The following is a 23,047-nucleotide window of genomic DNA, read 5'->3' as shown; positions in this document are numbered from 1 at the left end:
ACCGCCCATGCTCGAGCTCGCCGCGAGGCTCCGCGCGATGTCGCGCGACGAGCTCGCGAGCGCGCTCGCGACGCGTGAGTTCGACCCGGCGGGTCTGAAAGACCTCTTCGACCTCGCCGAGGCGCTCCTCACGAACGACTCGCTCGACCACGTGCTGAGCAGGCTCGATCGCCCGCATCTCGGGGTGCTCGCCGTCGCTGCGACGCTCGCCGAGAGCGAGCCCGACGTCGGCGACGACCTCCTCGACCGAGAACTCAAGCGGCTCGAGGCATCCGACCGCATCCTCGCCGATCGCGCGACGCTCGTCGCCGACCTCGAATCGAAGCTGCTCGTCGTCGGGGGCGAACGCCGCGAGGTGCCGCACGCCGTGCGGGCGCGCCTGCTGCCCCGGCTCGGCGACGACCTGCCGACGGCGGCCGAACTCGTCGCCCCGGCGCCTGCCGCGCTCGCGCCCGTCGACGAAGTCGACCGCACGATCCTCGCCCGGCTCGGCTCCGAGGCGGCGTATGCGACGGTCGCGGCGGCGACCGAGCTCGTCGCGGCGCTCGGACTGCAGCCCGCGCGCGAGCTCGCGAAGGGCGGCCTGTCGCTGCCCGACTCGAAGCGGCTCGCCGAAGCGACGGGCGTCGAACTCGACGAGGTGCCCAAGCTGTTCCGCCGCGCGCTCGAGACGGGGCTCGTCGTGCGCGACGGCGCGTATTGGCTCGAATCCGACCTGGGCGGGGCGTGGGCGCTCACGTCGGCGGCCGAGCGCTGGCGGCGGCTCGCCGAGGCCTGGCGCGACCGCGTGCCCGTCGCCCTCCGCGAACTCGTCGCGCGGCGCACCGAGACGCTCTCGGCGACGGCGTTCCGCGACGACGTGCGCTGGCTCTACCCGGCGGGCGGGCGCTGGCTCGACGAGGGCCTCGAGCGGCTCCGCGACGAAGCCGCCGCCCTCGGACTGTCGGTGGGCGGCGAGCCCGTCGAGGCCGGTCGACTCGTGCTCGCGGGCGAACTCGACCGCGCCGCCGAAGACGTCGCGTCGCGGTTCCCGACCCAGGTCGACCGCGTGTACCTCCAGCACGACCTCTCGGTCGTCTCTCCGGGGCCGCTCGAACCCGCGATCGACGCACGACTGCGGTCGTTCGCCGACCTCGAGGCGCGCGACCTCGCCTCCACCTATCGCGTCAGCGCGGCATCCGTCAATCGCGGCTTGGCCGCGGGTGAATCGGCCGAGTCGATCCGCTCGTTCCTCTCGTCGATCTCGCTCACGGGCGTGCCGCAACCGCTCGACTACCTCATCGGCGAGGCCGCGAGGCGCTTCGGCAGTGTGCGCGTCGCGCAGGCGCCCGAGTCCGAGCTGCCCGCGCGCACGACGATCCGGTCCGACGACCCGCAGCTCGTCGGCACGCTCGAGGTCGATCAGGCCCTGTCCTCGCTCGCCCTCCGCCGCGCCGACGAGCACCGGCTGCTCTCGCGCTTCGCGCCCGACGTCGTGTTCTGGGCGCTCTCCGACGCGCGCTACCCGGTCGCGGCAGAAGACGCCGACGGACGCATCGTGCGGCTCCGCCGACACCGGCTCGCAAGCGCTCCCCCGCCGCCGCCCAAGGCCGACCCGATCGTCGAGCTCCTCGACCGACTGCTCGCCGTCGCGTCGGGCCCGGCGACCGAGCAGGCCTGGCTCGCCCGCCAGCTCGAAGCCGCCGCGCGCGCGAAAGAGACGCTCACGGTCACCGTGCTCATGCCCGGCGGGCAGACCGCCGACTACCTCCTCGCGCCCGCGAGCGTCGCCAACGGCAGACTCCGCGCACGCGACCGCAAGGCCGACATCGAGCGCACGCTGCCGCTCTCGGCGATCGCAGCCGTCGGGCCCGCGCCGGCAGACCTCGGCTGAGACATCCGCCCGCTCTCCACACCACCCGGCCCCCTGGGCCGACCCTCACGGAACGGGCGTAGACTCGACGGTTATGTCAGACGGCCCCCTGATCGTGCAGAGCGACCGCACCGTGCTGCTCGAGGTCGCGAATCCCCTTGCCGAGGATGCGCGCCACGACCTCGCGGTGTTCGCCGAGCTCGAGCGCGCACCCGAACACGTCCACACGTACCGCATCACGCGCCTCGGGCTGTGGAACGCCCGCGCCGCCGGCCACACCGCAGAAGACATGCTCGGCACGCTCGAGAAGTACGCGAAGTTCCCCGTGCCGCAGACGGTGTCGGTCGACATGCGCGAGACCGTCGCTCGCTACGGGCGGCTCGTCGTCGATCGCACCGACGACGGCGCGCTGCGCCTCCGCAGCGACGACATCGCCGTGCTCACCGAGGTCGCGAACGCCAAGCGCATCGCGCCGTTCCTCGCCGAGCGCATCGACGACGAAAGCTTCCTCGTGGCGCCGTGGGCGCGCGGCGCGTTGAAGCAGGAACTCGTGAAGCTCGGCTGGCCGGCCGAGGACCTCGCGGGCTACACGCCCGGCACGCCCCACGACATCGACCTCGATCAGAGCGGCTGGCAGCTGCGCGGCTACCAGCAGCAGGCGGTCGACAACTTCTTCGACGGCGGCTCGGGCGTCGTCGTGCTGCCGTGCGGCGCGGGCAAGACCCTCGTCGGCGCGGGCGCGATGGCGACCGCGAAGACGACGACCCTCATCCTCGTGACGAATACCGTGTCGGCCCGCCAGTGGCGCGACGAGCTGCTGAAGCGCACGAGCCTCACGCCCGAGGAGATCGGCGAGTACTCGGGCCAGGTGAAAGAGATCAAGCCCGTCACGATCGCGACGTACCAGATCCTCACGGCGAAGCGGAAGGGCGAGTACGCCCACCTGTCGCTCCTCGACGCCCTCGACTGGGGCCTCATCGTCTACGACGAGGTGCACCTGCTGCCCGCGCCCGTGTTCAAGCTCACGGCCGAGCTGCAGGCGCGCCGCCGCCTCGGCCTCACGGCGACGCTCGTGCGCGAAGACGGACGCGAGGGCGACGTGTTCTCCCTCATCGGCCCCAAGCGCTTCGACGCGCCGTGGAAGGAGATCGAGGCCCAGGGCTTCATCTCCCCGGCGGCCTGCTACGAGGTGCGCATCGACCTTCCGCAGTCCGAGCGGCTGCAGTACGCGGCATCCGCCGACGACGAGCGCTACCGCCTCGCGGCGACCGCGCCCGCGAAGCTCGGCGTCGTGAAGCAGCTCGTCGAGCGGCACGCGGGCGAGCGCATCCTCGTCATCGGACAGTACCTCGACCAGATCGACGAGCTCGCCGAAGCCCTCGATGCTCCGCAGCTCACGGGCGCGACGCCCGTCGACGAGCGCGAGCGGCTCTTCCAGGAGTTCCGCGACGGCCGCACGCCCGTGCTCGTCGTCTCGAAGGTCGCGAACTTCTCGGTCGACCTCCCCGAGGCGACGGTCGCGATCCAGGTGTCGGGCTCGTTCGGCTCGCGCCAAGAAGAGGCCCAGCGTCTCGGTCGCCTGCTGCGGCCGAAGGAGTCGGGTCTCTCGGCGAACTTCTACACCCTCGTCTCGCGCGACACCGTCGACCAGGACTTCGCGCAGAACCGGCAGCGGTTCCTCGCCGAGCAGGGGTACTCGTACACGATCCTCGACGCGCACGCGCTCGAGCCGGTGGCGTAGCCGCGCCCACGCCCGCGCCCGCGCCCGCGGCGTTTGTCGGACATCAGCGCGTTTGTCGGACGTGGGCACGCTCTCATGTCCGACAAACGCGCTGATGTCCGACAAACCGCGCGGGGGCAGGTCAGGCGCGCGAGTGCATCAGGCGCGCGTAGCGCAGGAGCAGCAGGTCGCCCGCGGGGATCGCGTGGACGAGCCGCATGGCTCTGGATGCCTCGGACGCGCCCTGCACGATGCGCCCCGCCGCACCGCCCACGAGGAGCGGGCTGAGGCTCAGGCACAGTTCATCGACGAGGTCGGCCTCGAGGAGCGCGCCGAACAGGTGCGGTCCGCCCTCGCACAGCACTTGGCGCAGGCCCTGATCGGCGAGCGCGTCGAGGGCCGCCGAGAGGTCGACGAGCTGCTCGCCCGCAACGAGCACGTCGGCGACCGCTTCGAGCGAAGCGAGGCGTCCAGCGCGAGCACCGGAATCCCCCGCGTCGCCCGCGCACGTCACGAGAATCGGCCGCGTCACGGCCTCGGCGAAGAACGGATGCGCCGGATCGAGGTCGAGGTCTCGCGACACGACCGCGATGCGGGGCTGCGGCTCGAGCCCGTGCGTGACGCGCCACGCCGAGGCATCCGCCCCGACTTCCACGCCGCCGTACCCTTCGGCGCGCACCGTGCCCGCCCCGACGAGCACGACGTCGGCGAGGGTGCGGATGACGCAGAGCGCGAGCCGGTCGGCGGCGTCGCCGAGTCCGCCGCTTCGGCCGTCGATCGTGACGGCGCCATCGAGGGACGACACGAAGTTCATGCGCACGCACGGGGTCGCTCGGTCGTCGAACGCGTACGCCGCGAGCAGCGAATCCCGTGTGACGGGCGACGCGGCGGCATCGGCGGGGGTGTTCACGGGTTCACGTCCCCCTGGTTGTGCTCCAAGAACACGGGCTCGCGCCATCCCTCGATCGCTTCGACCATGCGCACGGCGTCGACCGTCTCGCGCACGTTGTGCACGCGTACGATGCGCGCGCCGCGCTGGATGCACGCGACGGCCGCGGCGAGCGAGCCTTCGACGCGTTTCGTGCGTTCGCGCTGCCCGAGGCTCTCGCCGATGAAGTCCTTGTTCGAGAGGGCGACGAGGGTCGGGTAGCCGAGCGACGTGATTTCGGCGAGGCGGCGCGTGAGCTCGAGCGAGTGCCGGGTGTTCTTGTTGAGGTCGTGGCCGGGATCGACGACGAGGCGGTCGGATGCCACGCCCGCGCCCTCGGCGAGCGCCACGCGCTCGCGGAGGTACGCGGCGACCTCGGCGACGACGTCGTCGTAGTGCGGGCGCGGGTAGACGGTCCGCGGCCGCGCGAGGCTGTGGGTGACGACGACGGTCGCGCCGGTCTCGGCGACGACGCCGGCCATGGCAGGGTCGGAGAACCCCGTCGTGTCGTTCACGACGTGGGCGCCTGCGGCGATCGCGGCGCGGGCGACCTCTCCATGGAACGTGTCGACCGAGATGACGGCGCCTGCGCTCGCGAGCCCTTCGACGACGGGCACGACGCGGGCGATCTCCTCGTCGACCGGGACCGGCGGGCCGGGCGCGAACTTCGCGCCGCCGACGTCTACCCAGTCGGCGCCCTCGGCGATCGCTCGCAGGCCGGCCTCGACGGCGAGCGCGGTCGAGTCGGTGCGGCCCCGGTCATAGAACGAGTCGGGGGTGCGGTTGACGATCGCCATGACGGCGACCTGTCGGGCGAAGTCGAAGGTGCGCGGGCCGATGCGCCGGACGAAGTCGGTGCGTGCCGCGACGCCGCCGTCGAACGGGAGCGAGCCCGTGGCATCCGTCGCTCTGTCGAGGCGCGCCACCGCCTCGCCCGTCACTCGCCCGCTCCCGCGAGCGCGGCGAGCGGGATGTCGAGGTCGGCGAGCTTCTGCGGCGGCACGACGGCGCCCGAGCGGATGAGCCGCTGCACGTCGTCGTTGACGTCCCACACGTTGACGTTCATGCCCGCGACGACGGCGCCGTCGGCGACCCAGAACGCGACGAATTCGCGCTTGGCGAGGTCGCCGCGCACGACGACGTCGACGCCGTCGGCGGCCGCGAGTTCGCCGTAGCCCGAGTACTCCATGCCGAGGTCGTACTGGTCGGTGTAGAAGTAGGGGATCTCGTCGTAGTGCACCGACTCGCCGGCGAGCGCGCGCCCGGCGGCGCGCCCGCCCGCGTCGGCGTTCGCCCAGTGGTCGACGCGCAGATGGTGCCCCAGCCGGTCGTTCCAGACCGCGGCGACGTCGCCCGCCGCGTAGACGCCGTCGGCGCTCGTCGCGAAGCCCGCGTCGGTCGCGATGCCGCCTTCCGCGAGTTCGAGACCCGCGGATGCCGCGAGCCCGACGTTCGGCGTCGCGCCGATGCCGAACAGCACGAGGTCGGCGGGCAGTTCGTCGGCGGGCTCGTTTCGGGTATCGAGGACGACGGATGCCACGCGCCCGCCCCGTCCGCGCACGGCGGTGACGCTCGCGCCCGTGACGAACCGCACCCCGTGCTCCTTGTGCATCTCGAGGAACACGCGCCCGATCTTCTCGCCGATCGCACCCGCGAGCGGCACCTGCCCGCGGATGACGACGGTCACGTCGTTGCCGTACTCGCGTGCCGCGGCGGCGACCTCGAGCCCGATCCAGCCGCCGCCCGCGACGACGACGCGGCTGCCGCCGCCGCCGAGCTCGCGCTTCAACGCGGTCGCGTCGGGAAGTCTCCGCAGGTGCCGCACACCACGGAGCCCCGCGCCCGGGCCGCCGAACCGGCGCGGCGAGGCGCCCGTCGCGATCAGGAGCCGGTCGTAGCCGAGCGGCTCGCCGCCCGCGAGGAGCGTGCGCTTCGAGACATCCAGCGCCTCGGCCGTCGTGCTCCGCCGCACCTCGACGTCGTTCGTGCGATACCAGGCGGCGTCGAGCGGATACGCCGACGACGACGGATCCTTCCCGAGCAGATACCCCTTGGAGAGCGGCGGCCGCTCGTAGGGCAGACGCGGCTCGTCGGTCACGACGACGAGCGCGCCGTCGTACCCCGAGGCCCTGGCCGACTCGACCGCGCGGGCGGCCGCGAGGCCCCCGCCGACGACGATGATCCGTTCACGGGACGACATGGCAAGAGTCTTCCACGGCACGGCCGCGGCGCGCCCGGGTTCAGCAGACCCCCAGTCGGCACCCAGTCTCGCGTCGAAGGCCTGCCCGGAGACATCCGCGACACTCGAAGAATATTCAGTGAAGTTCCAGACGATCCGCAGCAGAATGGCAACATGAGTGACGGACCTCGCATTCTCATCGTCGACGACGAACCGAACATCCGCGACCTGCTCACCACGAGCCTCAGATTCGCGGGCTTCGCCGTCCGGGCCGTCGGCAACGGCGCGCAGACCATCTCGGCCGTGCTCGAAGAAGAGCCCGACCTCATCATCCTCGACGTCATGCTCCCCGACATGAACGGGTTCAGCGTGACCAAGCGGCTCCGCACGGCCGGCTACACGGCGCCCATCCTCTTCCTCACGGCCAAAGACGACACCGAAGACAAGATCACGGGCCTCACCGTCGGCGGCGACGACTACGTCACGAAGCCGTTCAGCCTCGACGAGATCGTCGCGCGCATCAAGGCGATCCTGCGCCGCACGATGCACGCCGAGGAAGACGCCGTCATCCGCACGGGCGAGCTTACGATGGACCAGGACACGCACGAGGTGTTCGTCGGCGACGTCGCCGTCGAGCTCTCCCCGACCGAGTTCAAGCTGCTCCGCTACCTCATGCTGAACCCCAACCGGGTGCTCTCGAAGGCGCAGATCCTCGACCACGTGTGGGAGTACGACTTCAACGGCGACGCGGGCATCGTCGAGAGCTACATCTCGTACCTCCGCCGCAAGCTCGACCAGCATTCGGCCGAACCGCTCATCCAGACCAAGCGCGGCTTCGGGTACATGCTGAAGTCCTCGAAGCCCTGACCGGATGTCTCGGCGCGCGCGCCTGCGGCTCGGAGAAGCGTCCCGATTCGGGGCACAGCCTCGGCCCAGGGAGCATTCGTAGACTCGCCCAGCCATGAATCAGTCCTTGTTCGAGCGGTGGAACCGCATCTCGCTCCGCACGAAGATCACCGGCGTGACCGTGCTCATGCTGACGCTGGGCCTGCTCGTGTCGGGCATCGGCACGGCCGCGATGCTGCGCGGGTTCGCTGAAGACCAGGTCGAGTCGAAGCTCCTGGCGCTCGCGACCTCCGAGAAGCTCGGCGAGTACTGGGACTCCTCGCGCGACGTGTTCATCGCCGTGTACTCGCCCGACGGGCAGTACCAGTCCGACAACTGGTCCGACCGGCCGGCCGGCGACCGCCCGCGCATCCCGCGGACGCTCACCCAGGTCGAGGTGCTCGCGCAGAACGAGGCCGGCTACGTCGTCCAGACCCTCGACGACATCGACGGGCACGCCGTGTTCCGCGCCGTCATGACGCTGCAGTCGATCGACGACCACGGCACGAACGCGGCCGTCCTCATCGCGATCTCGACGCGCGACAACGAGCAGCTGCTCGCGGCATACCTCACGATCTTCCTCGGCTTCGGGCTCGGCGTCATCCTCGTCGGGGCGCTCCTCACGCGCATGCTCGTGACGTCGACGTTCACGCCGCTCCGCGAGGTCGAGGCGACCGCAGCGGCGATCGCCGACGGCGACTTCAGCCAGCGCCTCACGGCCGCGACGCCCAATACCGAGGTCGGCAGGCTCACGAGGTCGCTCAACACGATGCTCAACCGCATCGACCGGGCGTTCCGCGACCGCGCGCGCACGATCGACCAGATGCGCCGGTTCGTGGGCGACGCGTCGCACGAGCTCCGCACGCCGCTCGTGTCGGTGCGCGGCTACGCCGAGCTCTACCGCATGGGTGCCTTGCAGACCCCGCAAGAGGTCGCGCAGGCGATGGACCGCATCGAGAAGGAGGCGATCCGCATGGGCGGGCTCGTCGAAGACCTTCTCGCGCTCGCCCGCCTCGACGAGGCCAAGCCCCTCGAACTCGCCGAGGTCGACCTCGTCCCGCTCGCGCGCGACGCGGCCCTCGACCAGATGGCCGCGCAGCCGCTCCGCAAGATCACGGTCATCGCGCCCGAAGATCGGCCGGCGGATGCCTCGGGCACGGCGCCCGTCCTCCACGTCGAGCTCGAACCGTCCGCGGCGAAGGGCGTCCGCGGGTCGACGATCGCGTTCGCCGGCGCCACGCTCGCGCGGCTCCGCGGACGACGCGTGCGCGGCCGTACGGGCGACCCCATCCTCGCGACGCAGCCGATCGCGAAGGTCGAGCTCGACGCGGCCGGCCTCGCCGTCGGGCCGTCGGCGCCTTCGTCGGCTCCCGCGGCGAGCGCCGCCGCCGCCGGTGCCGTCGCGGCGAGCGCCGCCGCGAAGCCCGAGCCGACGAAGGTGCCCACCCGCACCGTGCGCCGCGCCGTCGTGCTCGCCGAAGAGAACAAGATCCGCCAGGTCATCACGAACCTCATGGGCAACGCCGTGCGGTTCACGGCCGACGACAGCCCCCTCGAGATCCAGGTGTCGGTCGACGACGAGGCCGAGCAGGCGACGATCGCGGTCGTCGACCACGGCGAGGGCATCCCGCCCCAGATCCGCGAGAAGATCTTCCAGCGGTTCTGGCGCGCCGACACCTCCCGCGCCCGCGAGACGGGCGGTTCGGGCCTCGGGCTCGCGATCGTGTCGTCGATCGTCGCAGCGCACAACGGCTCCGTCGACGTCGTCGAGACGCCCGGCGGCGGCGCGACGTTCCGGGTGACGCTCCCGCTCGCGGGGTCGGCGGCTGCGCCGCAGTCCGTCACGGCGGGCTGAGCGCTCCTCCACAGACGGTCCGACGGCCGGATGATTCGAGCCCGACGCCGTTCACGGCCGACGGCGCCGTCGCGCTGCCTACCTTGGGGGCTCTCAGCCCACTCGTGAAGGAGTCACACCATGTCCGCCTACAACGTCGACGCCGAACAGGTCCACGCCGCCACCCTGTCCACCCAGCACACGATCACACGGATCCAGACCGACGTGCAGACGCTGCTCTCCCAGCTCACGGGCCTGCAGTCGACGTGGTCGGGTCAGGCGTCGCTCGCGTTCCAGTCGGCCGTGACCGACTGGCGCGCCACGCAGCTCCAGGTCGAGCAGAGCCTCGCGGGCCTGAACCGCGCGCTGTCGACCGCCGGCACCCAGTACGCCGAGACCGAGGCTGCGAACGCGCGGCTGTTCCTCCGCTGAGCTGCACCGCGCCGCACACGACGAAGGGCGCCTCCCCTCTCGGGGAGACGCCCTTCGTGCGTTTCGCTGTCGCGGCGCGAGCCGCGGCGGTGCGGTCGGGACTTAGAAGTCCATGCCGCCCGTCGGGTCGCCGACCGGAGCCGCCACCTTCTCGGGCTTGTCGGCGACGACGGCCTCGGTCGTGAGGAAGAGGCCCGCGATCGACGCGGCGTTGAGCAGCGCCGAACGGGTGACCTTCACCGGGTCGTTGATGCCCGCGGCGAGCATGTCGACGTACTCGCCGGTCGCGGCGTTGAGGCCCTGGCCGACGGGGAGGTTGCGCACGCGGTCGGCCACGACGCCCGGCTCGAGGCCGGCGTTGAGGGCGATCTGCTTGAGCGGGGCGTCGATGGCGACCTTGACGATGTTGGCGCCGGTCTGCTCGTCGCCAGTGAGCTCGAGCTTCTCGAACGCCGTCTTGCCGGCCTGGATGAGCGCGACGCCGCCACCGGCGACGATGCCCTCTTCGACGGCGGCCTTCGCGTTGCGGACGGCGTCTTCGATGCGGTGCTTGCGCTCCTTGAGCTCGACCTCGGTGGCCGCGCCCGCCTTGATGACGGCGACGCCGCCGGCGAGCTTGGCGAGGCGCTCCTGGAGCTTCTCGCGGTCGTAGTCCGAGTCGGTGTTCTCGATCTCGGCGCGGATCTGCGCGACGCGGCCAGCGATCGCGGTCTCGTCGCCGGCACCCTCGACGATGGTCGTCTCGTCCTTGGTGATGATGACCTTGCGGGCCTGGCCGAGCAGGTCGAGGGTCACGTTCTCGAGCTTGAGGCCGACCTCTTCCGAGATGACCTGGCCGCCGGTGAGGATCGCGATGTCCTGGAGCTGCGCCTTGCGGCGGTCGCCGAAGCCGGGGCCTTGACGGCGACCGACTTGAAGATGCCGCGGATCTTGTTGACGATGAGCGTCGCGAGGGCCTCGCCGTCGACGTCCTCGGCGATGATGAGGAGCTGCTTGCCCGTCTGGATCACCTTGTCGACGATGGGGAGCAGGTCCTTGATGTTCGAGACCTTGCTGTTGACGATGAGGATGTACGGGTCTTCGAAGACCGCTTCCTGGCGCTCGGGGTCGGTGACGAAGTACGCCGACAGGTAGCCCTTGTCGAAGCGCATGCCCTCGGTGAGCTCGAGCTCGGTGCCGAACGTGTTCGACTCCTCGACCGTGACGACGCCTTCCTTGCCGACCTTGTCGATGGCCTCGGCGATGAGCGCGCCGATCTGCTCGTCGGCGGCCGAGATCGAAGCCGTGGCGGCGATCTCCTCCTTGGTCTCGACCTCCTTGGCGTTCGCGATGAGTTCGGCCTCGACGGCCGCGACGGCCTTCTCGATGCCGCGCTTGAGCGAGATGGGGTCGGCGCCTGCGGCGACGTTGCGGAGGCCCTCGCGGACGAGCGCCTGGGCGAGGACGACCGAGGTCGTGGTGCCGTCGCCGGCGACGTCGTCGGTCTTCTTGGCGACCTCCTTGACGAGCTCGGCGCCGATCTTCTCGTACGGGTCGTCGAGCTCGATCTCCTTGGCGATGGACACGCCGTCGTTCGTGATCGTGGGCGCACCCCACTTCTTCTCGAGCACGACGTTGCGGCCGCGCGGGCCGAGGGTCACCTTGACCGCGTCGGCGAGCGTGTTGAGGCCACGCTCGAGACCACGGCGGGCCTCCTCGTTGAAAGCGATGATCTTTGCCATGTGTGTCTCTCGTCCCTTCCGGACGTACTGGAGATTCTGGGGTTAGCACTCAGATCAGATGAGTGCTAACAGAGATTCTGGCACTCTCGACCCACGAGTGCAAGACGAGCGGATGCCTCGAAGTCACGCCGAACGAGGCATCCGGCGCCGTTCCCGACCCCTGTTCGCTCAGGGCGCGAACGCGACCGATCCGTCCTCAAGGGGCACGAGCTCGAACCACGTCGTTCCGGGCGCGAGCGGCAGCGGCGAACCGTCGTCGGCGGTCAGCGCGAGCATCGACTCGCGCCCGGCCTTCGACCACGCGCCGTGCGCCGTTCGCCCGCCGACCGACACCCACGCCTCGCCTCCGCCGTCGAGGACGGTGCGGGGAACCTCGCCGTAGCTCCAGTCGATCGAGAGGCGGATGGTCACGACGTTCGTCGCGCGCACCCGGTCGCCCGACGCCTCGAAGTCGGGATCGCCCTCTTGAGAGCGGAGCCAGACGCCGTTCGCCCCGTCCCACTCCCACGACGGGAAGCGGGCGTCGGAGAAGACCGCGTCGATGCGCGACGTCGGCTGTGCGGCGAAGCGGGGCGCCGCGAGCGGATCGGCGGCGCCGTAGGCGCCGAGCACGGGCGGAGGCGGCAGTTCGGGGTAGCGGGCGACCGCCTCGGCCGCCTTGAGGATGACGTCGTGCGGCCCCGGCCGCTCGTCGGCCCGGTAGAAGAGTCCGGTGTCGTCGTAGTCGAAGACGAGGTTCGGCAGCGGAGTCGACATCATCATGTCGACGAACTGCTCCTGCCCGCCCGAATAGGCGATGAGCCCGCCGAACGGCGTGATGATGTCGGGGTCCATCGGCCGGATCGACCGAACGGGGCCGATCTCGTCGGGGACATCCGACTGCCAGATCGAGAGGTACCTCGTGATGCCGCCCTCGACCAGTTCTTCGAAGACGACATCGGCACGGTTGAGGGCGACCTGCGGGCGCGCGTCGACGTGGTTGTCGATCTTGACGCCGAGCGAGGGATGCGCCGCGGCCCCCGGCTCGACGAGCGTGCCCCGGATGGGCGCGAAGGCGATCGGAGCGGGCGCGGCGACCGCTGCCGGCACGGCACGCGTGGGCTCGGTGGGTTCGGGCGTCTCGGTCGGCCTCGGCGGCCCGTCCGTTGTGCACCCCGCGAGCAGGAGCGCCGTGATCCCGAGCACGGCGAAGGCCGCAGTCCGCCCGACGGCCCGAGCCGCATGCCCCGCCATGGCGGCATGCTAGCGAGCGGGGCGGGCCGTCGGGCGGCGGCACGCGGGCGGACACGCCGCACGATTCGAGACATCCGGAACTGCGAGACATCCACCGATTCGAGACATCCGCCGATTCGAGACATCCGCCGATTCGAGACATCCGCCGATTCGAGACATCCGCCGATTCGAGACACCCGGATGTCGCGACGCGCGCCCCGCACGCACGGAACGCGCCGCCCGGCGAACCGGACGGCGCGTTCGCGTCTGAGATCAGGCGGGGCGGACCGATTCGGCCTGCGGCCCCTTCGAGCCGGTGCCGACCTCGAAGACGACCTGCTGGCCCTCTTCGAGCACCTTGTAGCCGGCCATGTCGATCGCGGAGTAGTGGACGAACACGTCCTGACCCCCGCCGTCGACGGTGATGAACCCGTAACCCTTTTCAGCGTTGAACCACTTGACGGTTCCGTTCGCCATTCTTGCTCCAATGCGTTGTTGCAGTGTGTCGTCAGCACGTGCCTGTTGCCTGTACCGGGCCTCCGTTCGTGCTGACGTTGCGGCGTTCCACACGGGTTCGAGCGACCGTTTCCAGATTGGAGGGCGCCGGGCAGGGTGCACAAGAGTCTGCAGCGCGCGAATTGTCGCAGAATGGCAACGATTCGGGCGAATCCGCCCGCTTTCTTGCGGGATGGGCCCATCCGAGCGGGAATCCGAGGCATTTCGCCCCGAGTCGCCCGATGACGCTCCGTTCAGCCCGCGGCGCCCACCGCGGTCGCGAAGTCGGAGGCGACGACGAGGACGAGCGGCGTGCCGATCTCGGCGAACTTCGGGTCGAGTCGCACTTCGGCCTCGGGGATGAACTGGGCGACTCCGCGGGCGGCGCCCTCGAGCTCGGGCGTCGCGTAGTAGACGTAGGTCTCGGTGAGGTCGCTCTCGCTCGCGTTCGCCGTGGTGCCGATCGGCACCCCGTTCGCCGTGAGCAGTTCCGCGGCCTGGCCGGCGAGCCCCGTGACCTCGGTGCCGTTCAGCACCGTGACCGGCTGGTTCGGGTCGACGACGGGCTCGGCCGTCTGGGTCGGCTCGGGCGTCTGGGTCTGGACGGGCTGCTGCGCGTCGCCGAAGTCGAGGCGGTCGTTGAAGAGCGAGATCGCGACGATGCCGCCCACGACGAGCACGACGGTCGCGAGGGCGGCCCACCCGAACGCGACCCAGCCCGCACCGCGGCGCCTCGGGGCACGGTGGGCGCCGATGCGGTCGATGCCGGCGGGGATTCGGTCGAACCGGTCGCTGGGGAACTTCTGAGCCATGGAGTCCAGTCGGGTCGGGGTCGTCGGGGTCAGTCGAGACGACCGACAGACAGGATACGACGGCGCGCTCGGGCTTCAGCCCTCGCGTCGCGCATCCGCTGCAGTCGCTTGACGAGCATGGGGTCGTGGCGGAGGGCCGCCGGCGAGTCGATGAGTTCGGCGAGGATCCGGTGGTAGCGCGCGCTCGAGAGGTCGAACGCGGCCCTGATCGCCTCGGCCTTCGCCGCCGGATTGGCGTCGGCGGTCGCCTCGAACTCGAGGATGCGCCGTGCGCGCTCGTCGAGTGAGGAACCGGGGGACGGTTCGGGTGAGCGCTCCGACGCCGGTTCGCCCATCTCCGCCTCCTCCGCGCACTTCCGCGCTCTTCCGCGCTCTCACGCGCGGCAGCATCCGCGCACGTCCACATCCTAGGCAGGCCTTCCCTGTGAGGCGGCCGCCGCGCTCGGCGCGCCCCGTGCCGCGGGCCTCGTGGGAACACATCGTCACGCACGCCGGTTGCCCATGATGCGCGGCTAGGCTGTCAGCGCTCAGCGAGGCGCCGGACCGAAACCGGCAGAGGGAGAATCATGGGGTACCGCGTCCAGAAGTCCGACGACGAGTGGCGCGCCGAGCTCGGCGCCGACCAGTACGCCGTGCTCCGCGAAGCCGCGACCGAGCGCGCCTGGACGGGCGAGCTCCTCGACGAGCACCGCGCGGGCGTCTACACCTGTGCGGCGTGCAACGCCGAACTCTTCAAGAGCGGCACGAAGTTCGACTCGGGCTGCGGATGGCCGAGCTTCTACGAGTCGGTGCGCCCCGAGGCGGTCGAGCTCATCGAGGACGACTCGCTCGGCATGGTCCGCACCGAAGTGCGCTGCGCCGCGTGCGGCTCGCACCTCGGCCACGTCTTCCCCGACGGGTTCGGCACGCCGACGGGCGACCGCTACTGCATGAACTCGATCGCGCTCGGCTTCACGCCCGAGGCGTGAGCGAGCGGGCATGAACGAGAAGGCGGCCGGCGGCGCGCCGGTCCGCGAGGCTGCGCTCGCGAGACGTTCGGCGCCCAAGGTGACGGATGTCTCGCCCGACGACGCCGAACTGCGCTCGCTCATCGCCGCCGCGGGGCGGGTCGCCGATCACGCGTCGCTCGAGCCGTGGCGGCTCGTCGCGCTCCGCGGCGACGCGCGGGCGCGCCTCGGGGACGCCCTCGTCGAGGCAGCCGGGCTCGAGGGCCCCGACGCCGAGAAGCTCCGCGGGAAGCCCCTCAGGGCACCCCTGCTCGTCGCCGTCGTCGCACGCACGCAGGAGGGACATCCGAAAGTCCCCGTGTGGGAGCAGGACGCGATGGCCGCGGGCGTCGCCCACCTCTTGAGCCTCCTCCTCGACGAAGCCGGCTGGGGCGTCATGTGGCGCACCGGGCCGCACGTGCGCCATGACGCCGTCGCCGCCGTGCACGGGCTCGCGCCCGGCGAGCACCTGCTCGGCTGGCTCTACGTCGGCGGCGTCCCCGCCGACGCGAGCCGCGACCGGCACCGGCCGGTCGACGCGTCGCGGTTCCTCACGACGCTCGACTGAGCCTCGCTCACTGCTCGCCGCGCGCTCGCCTCGCGAGTCGAGCGAGCGGGGCGAGCCGTCCGCTCGCGACCGCGACGGCGACGAACGCGAGCACGGTGCCGCCGATCGTCGCTGCGTCGGCGTGCCGACCCGCCGCGGGCAGCAGCAGGTCGAGCGCGAGCGCCGCCGAGAGCTGGCCCGCGATCGTCGCGAGGCTGAGGAGCAGCACGCCAGTGCGCCGGACGATGATCGCCGTGCCCGCGATGAAGACGCACCCGATCGCGCCGCCCAGGTAGAGCCACGCCTCGGTCGGAAGCGGCTCGGGCAGCCCGACCGCGGCGAGGTGCACGCCCCACGCGATGACGAGCACGGCCGTGCCGACGAGGAAGTTCAGGAACGTCGAGGTCAGCGCGCTATCGGCCGCGACGCGCACACGGCCGTTGACGGCCTGCTGCCAGCCGATGCCGAGGCCCGCCGCGAGCGGCATGACGACGAGCCAGATCGAGGACCCGCCCGCGAGCTGCGACGACACCGACCACGCGACCGCGACGAGGGCGAGGACGGCACCCGTCACGCGGGCGGCGGTGAGCGGATGCTTCCCGCCGGGCCCGAGGCCGATGACGTCGATCACGAGGCTCGACGTCGTCTGCCCGGCGACGATCGCGACCGTGAAGAGCGCGACGCCGAGGATCGCGGCCGTGAGGCCCTGGCTCAGCACGAGGAACGCGCCTGCGGCGCCGCCCACGAGCATCCACCACTTGAGCGCCCCGCCTCGCAGCGCCGCCCGGATGCCCGCGAACCCCGCCCGACCGCGCTTCGAGAACGCGAGCGCGACCGCGAGGATCACGAGGCCCGACCCGAACGAGATGACGGCCGCCGAGAACCCGTCGTCGAGGCGGCGGCCGAGCTCGCCGTTGATGCGGGACTGCACCGACATGAGCGCGCCGCACACGACGGCTGCGACGAGCGCGACCCACATGGGGAACTGCCGAGGCGGGCGCGAGACATCCGGATGATTCGACGGATTCGTCACTGGGCGGCCTCCTGGCTCTGGATCGGCCGCATCGCCGTCGGGATTGTCGGAAGAGAGCCGGCTGCGGGACTCGAACCCGCAACCACCGCTTTACAAGAGCGGTGCGCTACCAATTGCGCCAAGCCGGCAAGACACCCCATGCTACCCGGAGACGGGGGGCGTGCAGAGGGCCGGGGCGTACTCGCCCCGGCCCTCCGGTCTCATCGCACGCGACCGCTACGGGGTCGGCGTGGGGGTCGGGGTGGGCGTCGCCTCGGCGTCGGTGTCGAGCGAGGACTCGCTCGCCGCCTGCGTCACGAACGCCTGGAACTCCTCGGGGTCTTCGAGGGAGCCGCCGTACGACTTGCCGTTCACGAGGACGGTGGGGGTGCCCTGCACGTTCGGGATGTCCGAGTTCGGGATGGGGCCGCCGAGCGCGCGCGCCGTCGAGGCCTGCACCCACGCCTTGAACTGCTTCGAGCCGATGCAGCGCTCGACCTCCGACAGGTTCGAGACGCCCGCCTGCCCGGCGAGCGACTTGAGCTCGTCGTCGGTGAGGCCCGTCGAACCCTCTTCGGGCTGGTTCGCGAAGAGGATCTGGTTGAAGTCGAAGAACGAGTTCGGGGAGTTGTCGGCGACGCAGGCCGCGGCGTTCGCCGCACGCAGCGAGTACTGGGTGCCCGCCGATCGGTTCGTCAGGATCGCGATGGGGTGCACCTCGAGGGTCGCCGCGCCCGACTCGACGAGGGTGCGGATGTTCTCGCCGTTCGTGGTCTCGAACTGGCCGCAGAACGGGCACAGGTAGTCGACGTACATGACGATGTTGGCGACGTCGCCCGAGTCGTCTTGCACAGTGGGAATGGGGTCGTCGTCGGGCTGGAGCGCCTTCGTCTCGGCGGCGGTGATCGTGCCGTCGACGCCCGAGAGCACGATGCCGTCGCTCGCCATGTTGCGGGGGCCGGGGCCGGCGGGCTGCGTGTTCTGGATCACGATGCCCACGATGAGCGCGGCGACCGCGATCACGGCGACGACGACGCCGCCCTGGATGAGGAGCTTCTTGCGGCGGTCGCGCTTCTTCTGCTCTTCACGGAGGATCCGGGCCTTCTCCCTGGCCGCGTCCCTCCGCTCGTTACGGGTCGGGCGTGGCTGGTTGGATCCGCCGATGCTCATCGATGATCACTCCGGGTCTGCTGTGGGGGCACGCGCGCGTCGGTGCTCGCGAACGCAACCACGATAGTAGGAACGGAGCCTGGGAATCGGCCAAACCCGTCCAACGACGGGTCATCCGGGGCTCGGGTTGCACGTGCCCGCGCGCATGCGATACTGAGTGGGCGTCGCTGACGACGCACTCATCCATTCACTACGGATCGTCCGGCACGTACCTGCCGGTGAAGGAGAAGAACAACCATGGCATCCGTCACGTTCGACAAGGCCACGCGCCTCTACCCGGGCGGCACCCGCCCCGCCGTCGACAAGCTCGACCTCGAGATCGCCGACGGCGAGTTCCTGGTCCTCGTCGGCCCCTCGGGCTGCGGCAAGTCGACCTCGCTCCGCATGCTCGCCGGCCTCGAAGAGGTCAACGACGGCAACATCTTCATCGGCGACCGCAACGTCACCGACGTGCCGCCGAAGGACCGCGACATCGCGATGGTCTTCCAGAACTACGCGCTCTACCCGCACATGACCGTCGCCGAGAACATGGGCTTCGCGCTCAAGATCGCGGGCGTCGGCAAGGAGGAGCGCGCCGCGCGCGTCCTCGAGGCGGCCAAGCTCCTCGACCTCGAGCCCTACCTCAACCGCAAGCCCAAGGCCCTCTCGGGCGGTCAGCGTCAGCGCGTCGCCATGGGCCGCGCGATCGTGCGCCAGCCCCAGGTGTTCCTCATGGACGAGCCGCTGTCGAACCTCGACGCGAAGCTCCGCGTGCAGACCCGCACCCAGATCGCGTCGCTCCAGCGCCGCCTCGGCGTCACCACGGTCTACGTCACGCACGACCAGACCGAGGCGCTCACGATGGGCGACCGCATCGCCGTGCTGAAGGACGGCCTGCTCCAGCAGGTCGGCTCCCCGCGCGACCTCTACGAGAAGCCGCAGAACGTGTTCGTCGCCGGCTTCATCGGCTCCCCCGCGATGAACCTGTTCACGACCGACATCGCCGACGGCGGCGTCAAGTTCGGCTCCTCGGTCATCCCCGTCGAGCGCGACACCCTCGCGGCCGCGAGCGGCACGCAGGTCACGGTCGGCGTCCGCCCTGAAGACATCGTCGTGTCGACGACCGAGGGCGAAGGCCTCAAGGTCGCCGTCGACCTCGTCGAGGAGCTCGGCGCCGACGGCTACCTCTACGGCCACTCCGACATCGAGGGCAAGCGCACCGACATCGTCGCGCGCGTCGACGGCCGTTCGCACCCGTTCGCGGGCGACACGGTCTACCTGACGGCGACGCCGGGCCACGTGCACACGTTCGACGCCGAGTCGGGCGAGCGCCTCGGCGGCCGCGTCATCGCCGGCTGAGCGACCCCGTTTACGCAGAACGCCGGTCGGGCTTCGGCCCGGCCGGCGTTCTGCATGTCCGGGCGCGCTGCGGAATCGAACGGGCACGAGACATCCGGATGCCTCCGACGCCGCCCATCTGCGAGGATCGACCCATGAGCGGCTCCCTCTCGATCACCTCGGCGTTCCCCGACCCGGCGCTCCTCGACCTGCCGTGGGACCTCCCCCTCGAGTCGTGGCCCACCGACACGATCGCCGCGCTCCCGAAGGGCATCTCACGCCACCTCGTGCGCTTCGCGCACCTCGGCGGGTTCGTCGTCGCCATCAAGGAGACGACCGACGAAATGGCGAGCGGCGAATACGACCTGCTGCGCGCGCTGCAGCGGCTCGAGATCCCGTGCGTCGACCCCGTCGCCGTCATCTCGAATCGCAGCGACGACGAGGGCAACCCGCTGAAGCCCGTCCTCGTGACGCGGCATCTGCGGTTCTCGCTCCCCTATCGGGCGCTGTTCTCCCAGACGCTGCGGCCCGACACGGCGACCCGGCTCGTCGACGCCCTCGCCGTGCTCCTCGTGCGCCTGCACATCGTGGGGTTCTTCTGGGGCGACGTGTCGCTTTCGAACACCCTCTTCCGGCGCGACGCCGGCGCGTTCGCGGCCTACCTCGTCGACGCCGAGACGGGCAAGCTCTACGACGGCGGCCTCTCGAACGGGCAGCGCGAGAACGACCTCGAGATCGCTCGCGTCAACATCGCGGGCGAGCTCCTCGACCTCGAGGCGGGCGGGCGGGTCTCCGACGGTCTCGACCCCATCGGCATCTCGAACGGCATCGTCGACGCGTATCGCAACCTGTGGCAAGAGCTCACAGGCTCCGAGTCGTTCTCCACGACCGAGCGGTGGCGCATCAACGAGCGCGTCAATCGGCTCAACGATCTCGGCTTCGACATCGAGGAGCTCGCGATCAAGACCGACGAGTCGGGCACGACGGTACGCATCCAGCCGAAGGTCGTCGACGCCGGACACCACCAGCGGCGGCTCCTCCGGCTCACGGGCCTCGACACGGGCGAGAACCAAGCGCGGCGGCTCCTGAACGACCTCGACTCGTACCGCGCGGCCTACGACAAGGCCGACCTCGACGAAGAAATGGTCGCCCACGAGTGGCTCATGCGCGTGTTCGAGCCCGTCGTCAGGGCGATCCCGGTCGACCTGCGCGGCAAGCTCGAACCGGCCGAGGTGTTCCACCAGTTGCTCGAGCACCGGTGGTTCATGGCGCAGCAGGCGGGACACGACGTGCCGCTCGCCGAGGCCGTCGCGAGCTACGTCGCCAACGTGTTGCGCCACCGCCGCGACGAGGCGACGATGATCGACCCGCCCACGGGTGCGATCACAGCGGCGATGCCCGTCATCGAGACGTCGGCGATCGCCGTCGTCGATCCCGACGACGAGGGCGACTGGCGGCTCAAGGTCTGAGCGCGTGAAGCGCTACTCGGCGAGCGCCGCCCGACTGCGCGCGATCTCGTAGAGCGTGACCGACGCGGCGATGCCGGCGTTCAGCGACTCGGTGGCAGCCGAGATCGGGATCGACACGATCGCGTCGCACGTCTCGGTGACGAGCCGCGAGAGGCCCTTGCCCTCGCTGCCGACGACGATCGCGACGGGACGGTCGGCGAAGTCGAGGTCGGGCAGCGACACGTCGCCGTCGCCGTCGAGTCCGAGGACGAAGACGCCGCGCTCCTTCAGGCTCTTGAGGGTCTGCGTGAGGTTCGGTGCCATCGCGACGGGGATGCGCGCGGCGGCGCCCGCCGACGTCTTCCACGCCGCTGCCGTGACGCCGACCGAGCGGCGCTGGGGCACGATGACGCCGTGTCCGCCGAAGGCGGCCGTCGAGCGGATGATCGCACCGAGGTTGCGAGGGTCGGTGATGCCGTCGAGCGCGACGAAGAGCGGGGTCTCGTCGCCCGAGAGCACCTCGTCGAGGAGCTCGATGGGGTGGGCGTACTCGTAGGGCGGCACCTTGAGCCCGAGGCCCTGGTGCACGCCGCCGTCGCCCGCGAGCCGGTCGAGCTCGGGCCGCGTGACCTCGAGGATCGGGATGCCGCGGTTGGTCGCGACCTTCATGGCCTCGCGCACGCGGTCGTCCATCTCGACGCGCTGGGCGACGTACAGGGTCGTCGCGGGGATGCGCGTGCGGAGCGCCTCGACGACCGAGTTGCGGCCCGTCACGATCTCGGACTCGTCGCCCGACTTCGAGCGACGCTGGGCTCCGGATGCCCCGCGGGGCGCGCCGGGGCGCTGTGCGCGTTGCCCGGGCACGCCCTTGCCGCCTGCGGCGGCGTACCGCTCGCGTGCGGCCTTGGCTTTGCCGGCGGGGTGCCAGGCGCGATCTTCGGCCTTGGGCGTCGGGCCCTTGCCCTCGAGCGACTTGCGCCCGTGGCCGCCCGTGCCGACCTGCTTGCCGTGTCCGCCCTTGCGGACGGCGCCGCTGCGCGGCTTTCCGCTGCTGCCCTTCATGAGGTCAAGCTCCAATGCGTTCCGGAAGACGAATCTTCGATGGTGATGCCCGCGTCCGCCAGTTCCGCTCTGAGGCGGTCGGCTGCGGCGTAGTCTTTGTCGGCGCGCGCGATGCGCCGGTCTTCGATGAGGCGTTCGACGAGGGCGCCGAGCGCGCGGGTCGCAGGACCCGAGTCCGCGTGCGCCCAGTGCGGGTCGCGCGGGTCGATGCCGAGCACGCCGACCATCGCGACGACCTGCCCGTGGGCGACGGCGGCTTCGTCGAGCTCCTCCGCGTCGAGCGCCTGGTTGCCGGCCCGCACGGTGTCGTGCAGCACGGCGAGCGCCTGCGGCACCCCGAGGTCGTCGTCCATGGCGTCGGCGAATGCGTCGGGCACGACGGGAGCGCCCGTCCCCGCGAAGCGGGTGCCCGCGAGTCGGCGCTCGACGCGCACGAGGAAGGTGCGGATGCGGTCGACGGCGGCCTCGGCGTCGGCGAGCGAGCCCGGAGTGTAGTCGAGCGTCGACCGGTAGTGCGCCTGCCCCAGGAGGTATCTGACGGCGAGTGGAGACGCGAGCCCCAACAGTTCGGACGCGTAGACCGAGTTGCCGAGCGACTTCGACATCTTCTGGCCGCCGACGTTCACGAGCCCGTTGTGCACCCAGTAGCGCGCGAAGGCGTCGCCCGCCGCGGTCGACTGGGCGAGCTCGTTCTCGTGGTGCGGGAAGCGCAGGTCGAGCCCGCCGCCGTGGATGTCGAACTCGGGACCGAGGTACCGGGCCGACATCGCCGAGCACTCGATGTGCCAGCCGGGCCGGCCTGCGCCCCACGGGGACTCCCAGCTGGCGGAGGCGGGCTCGCCGGGCTTGGAGCCCTTCCACAGTGCGAAATCGCGCGGGTCGCGCTTGCCGCGCGGGTCGGCGTCGGGCGCCGCCTCCATATTGTCGCGGGTCTGGCGCGTGAGCTCGCCGTAGGCGGGCCAGCTCGCGGTGTCGAAGTAGACGTCGCCCGAGCCATCCGGAGCGGGGTACGCGTGCCCCGCCTCGATGAGCCGCGCGATGAGCTCTTGCATCTGCATGACGCTCGCGGTCGCGCGCGGCTCGTACGTCGGCGGCAGGATGCCGAGCGCCCGGTAGCCCGCCGTGAACTCGAGCTCGACTCGGTAGGCGAGCGCCCACCACTCCTCGCCCGTGACGGCCTCGAGGATCTTGTCGTCGATGTCGGTGACGTTGCGCACGAACGTGACGTCGTTGCCGCGGTACGCGAACCAGCGGCGCAGGATGTCGTAGACGAGCGCGCTCCGCAGGTGCCCGATGTGCGGGCTCGACTGCACGGTCGGGCCGCAGACGTACATGCCGACATGCCCCTCGCGGAGAGGCGTGAAGTCGCGCAGCGCCTGGGCCTTGGTGTCGTAGAGACGGATCGTCACGTCCTCAAGCGTACCGGCGCGCCCTC

General features: G+C 71.1%; 20 protein-coding genes, 1 tRNA gene and 1 pseudogene. 9 read left to right on the top strand and 13 right to left on the bottom strand.

From position 1 onward, the window contains the following. The first annotated feature begins 7 nt into the window (after positions 1-7). Together ET445_RS08145 and ET445_RS08140 are read left to right on the top strand one after the other, a co-directional pair. A complete protein-coding gene (locus ET445_RS08145; RefSeq protein ID WP_129190446.1) occupies positions 8-1,873 on the top strand; it encodes a helicase-associated domain-containing protein in 1,866 nt (621 codons plus the stop codon). A 73-nt stretch (positions 1,874-1,946) separates the two neighbouring features. Beyond that, complete coding sequence (locus ET445_RS08140) at positions 1,947-3,593, top strand: DNA repair helicase XPB (RefSeq protein ID WP_129190444.1); 1,647 nt, start codon at positions 1,947-1,949, stop codon at positions 3,591-3,593. 121 nt (positions 3,594-3,714) lie between these two features. Here the strand turns inward: ET445_RS08140 and ET445_RS08135 are convergent, their stop codons facing one another. The 3 genes from ET445_RS08135 to ET445_RS08125 form a co-directional block, all read right to left on the bottom strand. Next, positions 3,715-4,482: a pyrimidine reductase family protein gene (locus tag ET445_RS08135; protein WP_165314338.1), complete on the bottom strand. Its 768-nt coding sequence runs from the start codon at positions 4,480-4,482 to the stop codon at positions 3,715-3,717. Beyond that, positions 4,479-5,297, bottom strand: coding sequence for a dihydropteroate synthase (folP, locus tag ET445_RS08130; protein ID WP_129192466.1), 819 nt, complete (start codon positions 5,295-5,297; stop codon positions 4,479-4,481). The genes ET445_RS08135 and folP overlap by 4 nt, the downstream gene beginning before the upstream one ends. 140 nt (positions 5,298-5,437) lie before the next feature. Beyond that, positions 5,438-6,700: an NAD(P)/FAD-dependent oxidoreductase gene (locus ET445_RS08125; protein WP_129190440.1), complete on the bottom strand. Its 1,263-nt coding sequence runs from the start codon at positions 6,698-6,700 to the stop codon at positions 5,438-5,440. Positions 6,701-6,853: 153 nt separating this feature from the next. Between ET445_RS08125 and ET445_RS08120 the strand changes: the two genes are divergently transcribed. The 3 genes from ET445_RS08120 (at position 6,854) to ET445_RS08110 (ending at position 9,830) form a co-directional block, all read left to right on the top strand. After that, a complete protein-coding gene (locus tag ET445_RS08120) occupies positions 6,854-7,546 on the top strand; it encodes a response regulator transcription factor (protein ID WP_129190438.1) in 693 nt (230 codons plus the stop codon). A gap of 94 nt (positions 7,547-7,640) precedes the next feature. Beyond that, positions 7,641-9,419 (top strand): sensor histidine kinase, encoded by a 1,779-nt coding sequence (locus ET445_RS08115; protein ID WP_129190436.1) that lies wholly within the window; start codon positions 7,641-7,643, stop codon positions 9,417-9,419. A 120-nt stretch (positions 9,420-9,539) separates the two neighbouring features. After that, complete coding sequence (locus tag ET445_RS08110; protein WP_129190434.1) at positions 9,540-9,830, top strand: WXG100 family type VII secretion target; 291 nt, start codon at positions 9,540-9,542, stop codon at positions 9,828-9,830. Between the two features lie 102 nt (positions 9,831-9,932). Here the strand turns inward: ET445_RS08110 and groL are convergent. The 5 genes and pseudogenes from groL to ET445_RS08085 form a co-directional block, all read right to left on the bottom strand. After that, positions 9,933-11,551 (bottom strand): annotated as a pseudogene (groL, locus tag ET445_RS08105) (chaperonin GroEL). Positions 11,552-11,719: 168 nt separating this feature from the next. After that, positions 11,720-12,784 (bottom strand): DUF3048 domain-containing protein, encoded by a 1,065-nt coding sequence (locus ET445_RS08100; protein ID WP_129190432.1) that lies wholly within the window; start codon positions 12,782-12,784, stop codon positions 11,720-11,722. Positions 12,785-13,036: 252 nt separating this feature from the next. Then, positions 13,037-13,240: a cold-shock protein gene (locus ET445_RS08095; RefSeq protein ID WP_129190430.1), complete on the bottom strand. Its 204-nt coding sequence runs from the start codon at positions 13,238-13,240 to the stop codon at positions 13,037-13,039. A 272-nt stretch (positions 13,241-13,512) separates the two neighbouring features. Continuing rightward, positions 13,513-14,070, bottom strand: a complete 558-nt coding sequence (locus ET445_RS08090) for a LytR C-terminal domain-containing protein (protein WP_129190428.1) — start codon at positions 14,068-14,070, stop codon at positions 13,513-13,515. A 29-nt stretch (positions 14,071-14,099) separates the two neighbouring features. Next, positions 14,100-14,405 carry a DUF3263 domain-containing protein gene (locus ET445_RS08085; RefSeq protein WP_129190426.1) on the bottom strand — a complete coding sequence of 102 codons (306 nt, stop codon included), beginning with the start codon at positions 14,403-14,405 and terminating at the stop codon, positions 14,100-14,102. 231 nt (positions 14,406-14,636) lie between these two features. On the opposite strand from ET445_RS08085, the gene msrB reads away from it, so the two are divergent. After that, positions 14,637-15,038: a peptide-methionine (R)-S-oxide reductase MsrB gene (msrB, locus tag ET445_RS08080; protein WP_129190424.1), complete on the top strand. Its 402-nt coding sequence runs from the start codon at positions 14,637-14,639 to the stop codon at positions 15,036-15,038. A 10-nt stretch (positions 15,039-15,048) separates the two neighbouring features. Beyond that, entirely contained in the window at positions 15,049-15,624 is a 576-nt protein-coding gene (locus tag ET445_RS08075) for a nitroreductase family protein (RefSeq protein ID WP_129190422.1), read from the top strand. Positions 15,625-15,631: 7 nt separating this feature from the next. On the opposite strand, the gene ET445_RS08070 is transcribed toward ET445_RS08075, so the two are convergent. The 3 genes from ET445_RS08070 to ET445_RS08060 form a co-directional block, all read right to left on the bottom strand. Continuing rightward, on the bottom strand, positions 15,632-16,636 hold the full coding sequence (locus ET445_RS08070; protein ID WP_243695373.1) for a DMT family transporter: 1,005 nt from the start codon (positions 16,634-16,636) through the stop codon (positions 15,632-15,634). Between the two features lie 55 nt (positions 16,637-16,691). After that, positions 16,692-16,764: transfer RNA gene (locus ET445_RS08065), tRNA-Thr, on the bottom strand. An 88-nt stretch (positions 16,765-16,852) separates the two neighbouring features. Next, the gene (locus tag ET445_RS08060) at positions 16,853-17,785 is read right to left on the bottom strand and encodes a DsbA family protein (RefSeq protein ID WP_129190420.1); all 933 of its coding nucleotides are present in this window, start codon (positions 17,783-17,785) and stop codon (positions 16,853-16,855) included. Between the two features lie 237 nt (positions 17,786-18,022). Here ET445_RS08060 and ET445_RS08055 point away from each other — a divergent pair, with 237 nt between their 5' ends. After that, positions 18,023-19,123, top strand: a complete 1,101-nt coding sequence (locus tag ET445_RS08055) for an ABC transporter ATP-binding protein (protein ID WP_129190418.1) — start codon at positions 18,023-18,025, stop codon at positions 19,121-19,123. 134 nt (positions 19,124-19,257) lie between these two features. Continuing rightward, on the top strand, positions 19,258-20,571 hold the full coding sequence (locus ET445_RS08050) for a DUF4032 domain-containing protein (RefSeq protein WP_129190416.1): 1,314 nt from the start codon (positions 19,258-19,260) through the stop codon (positions 20,569-20,571). A 12-nt stretch (positions 20,572-20,583) separates the two neighbouring features. Here the strand turns inward: ET445_RS08050 and rlmB are convergent, their stop codons facing one another. Both rlmB and cysS read right to left on the bottom strand, forming a co-directional pair. Continuing rightward, a complete protein-coding gene (gene rlmB, locus ET445_RS08045; RefSeq protein WP_129190414.1) occupies positions 20,584-21,612 on the bottom strand; it encodes a 23S rRNA (guanosine(2251)-2'-O)-methyltransferase RlmB in 1,029 nt (342 codons plus the stop codon). Further along, entirely contained in the window at positions 21,609-23,021 is a 1,413-nt protein-coding gene (gene cysS / locus ET445_RS08040) for a cysteine--tRNA ligase (RefSeq protein ID WP_129190412.1), read from the bottom strand. The genes rlmB and cysS overlap by 4 nt, the downstream gene beginning before the upstream one ends. Between the last annotated feature and the right edge of the window lie 26 nt (positions 23,022-23,047).

The organism is Agromyces protaetiae (assembly GCF_004135405.1).
In the GTDB taxonomy this organism is placed as follows: Bacteria; Actinomycetota; Actinomycetes; order Actinomycetales; family Microbacteriaceae; genus Agromyces; species Agromyces protaetiae.
Note: the sequence above shows the minus strand (reverse complement) of the source record. Positions and strands in the feature narration are given on the sequence as shown.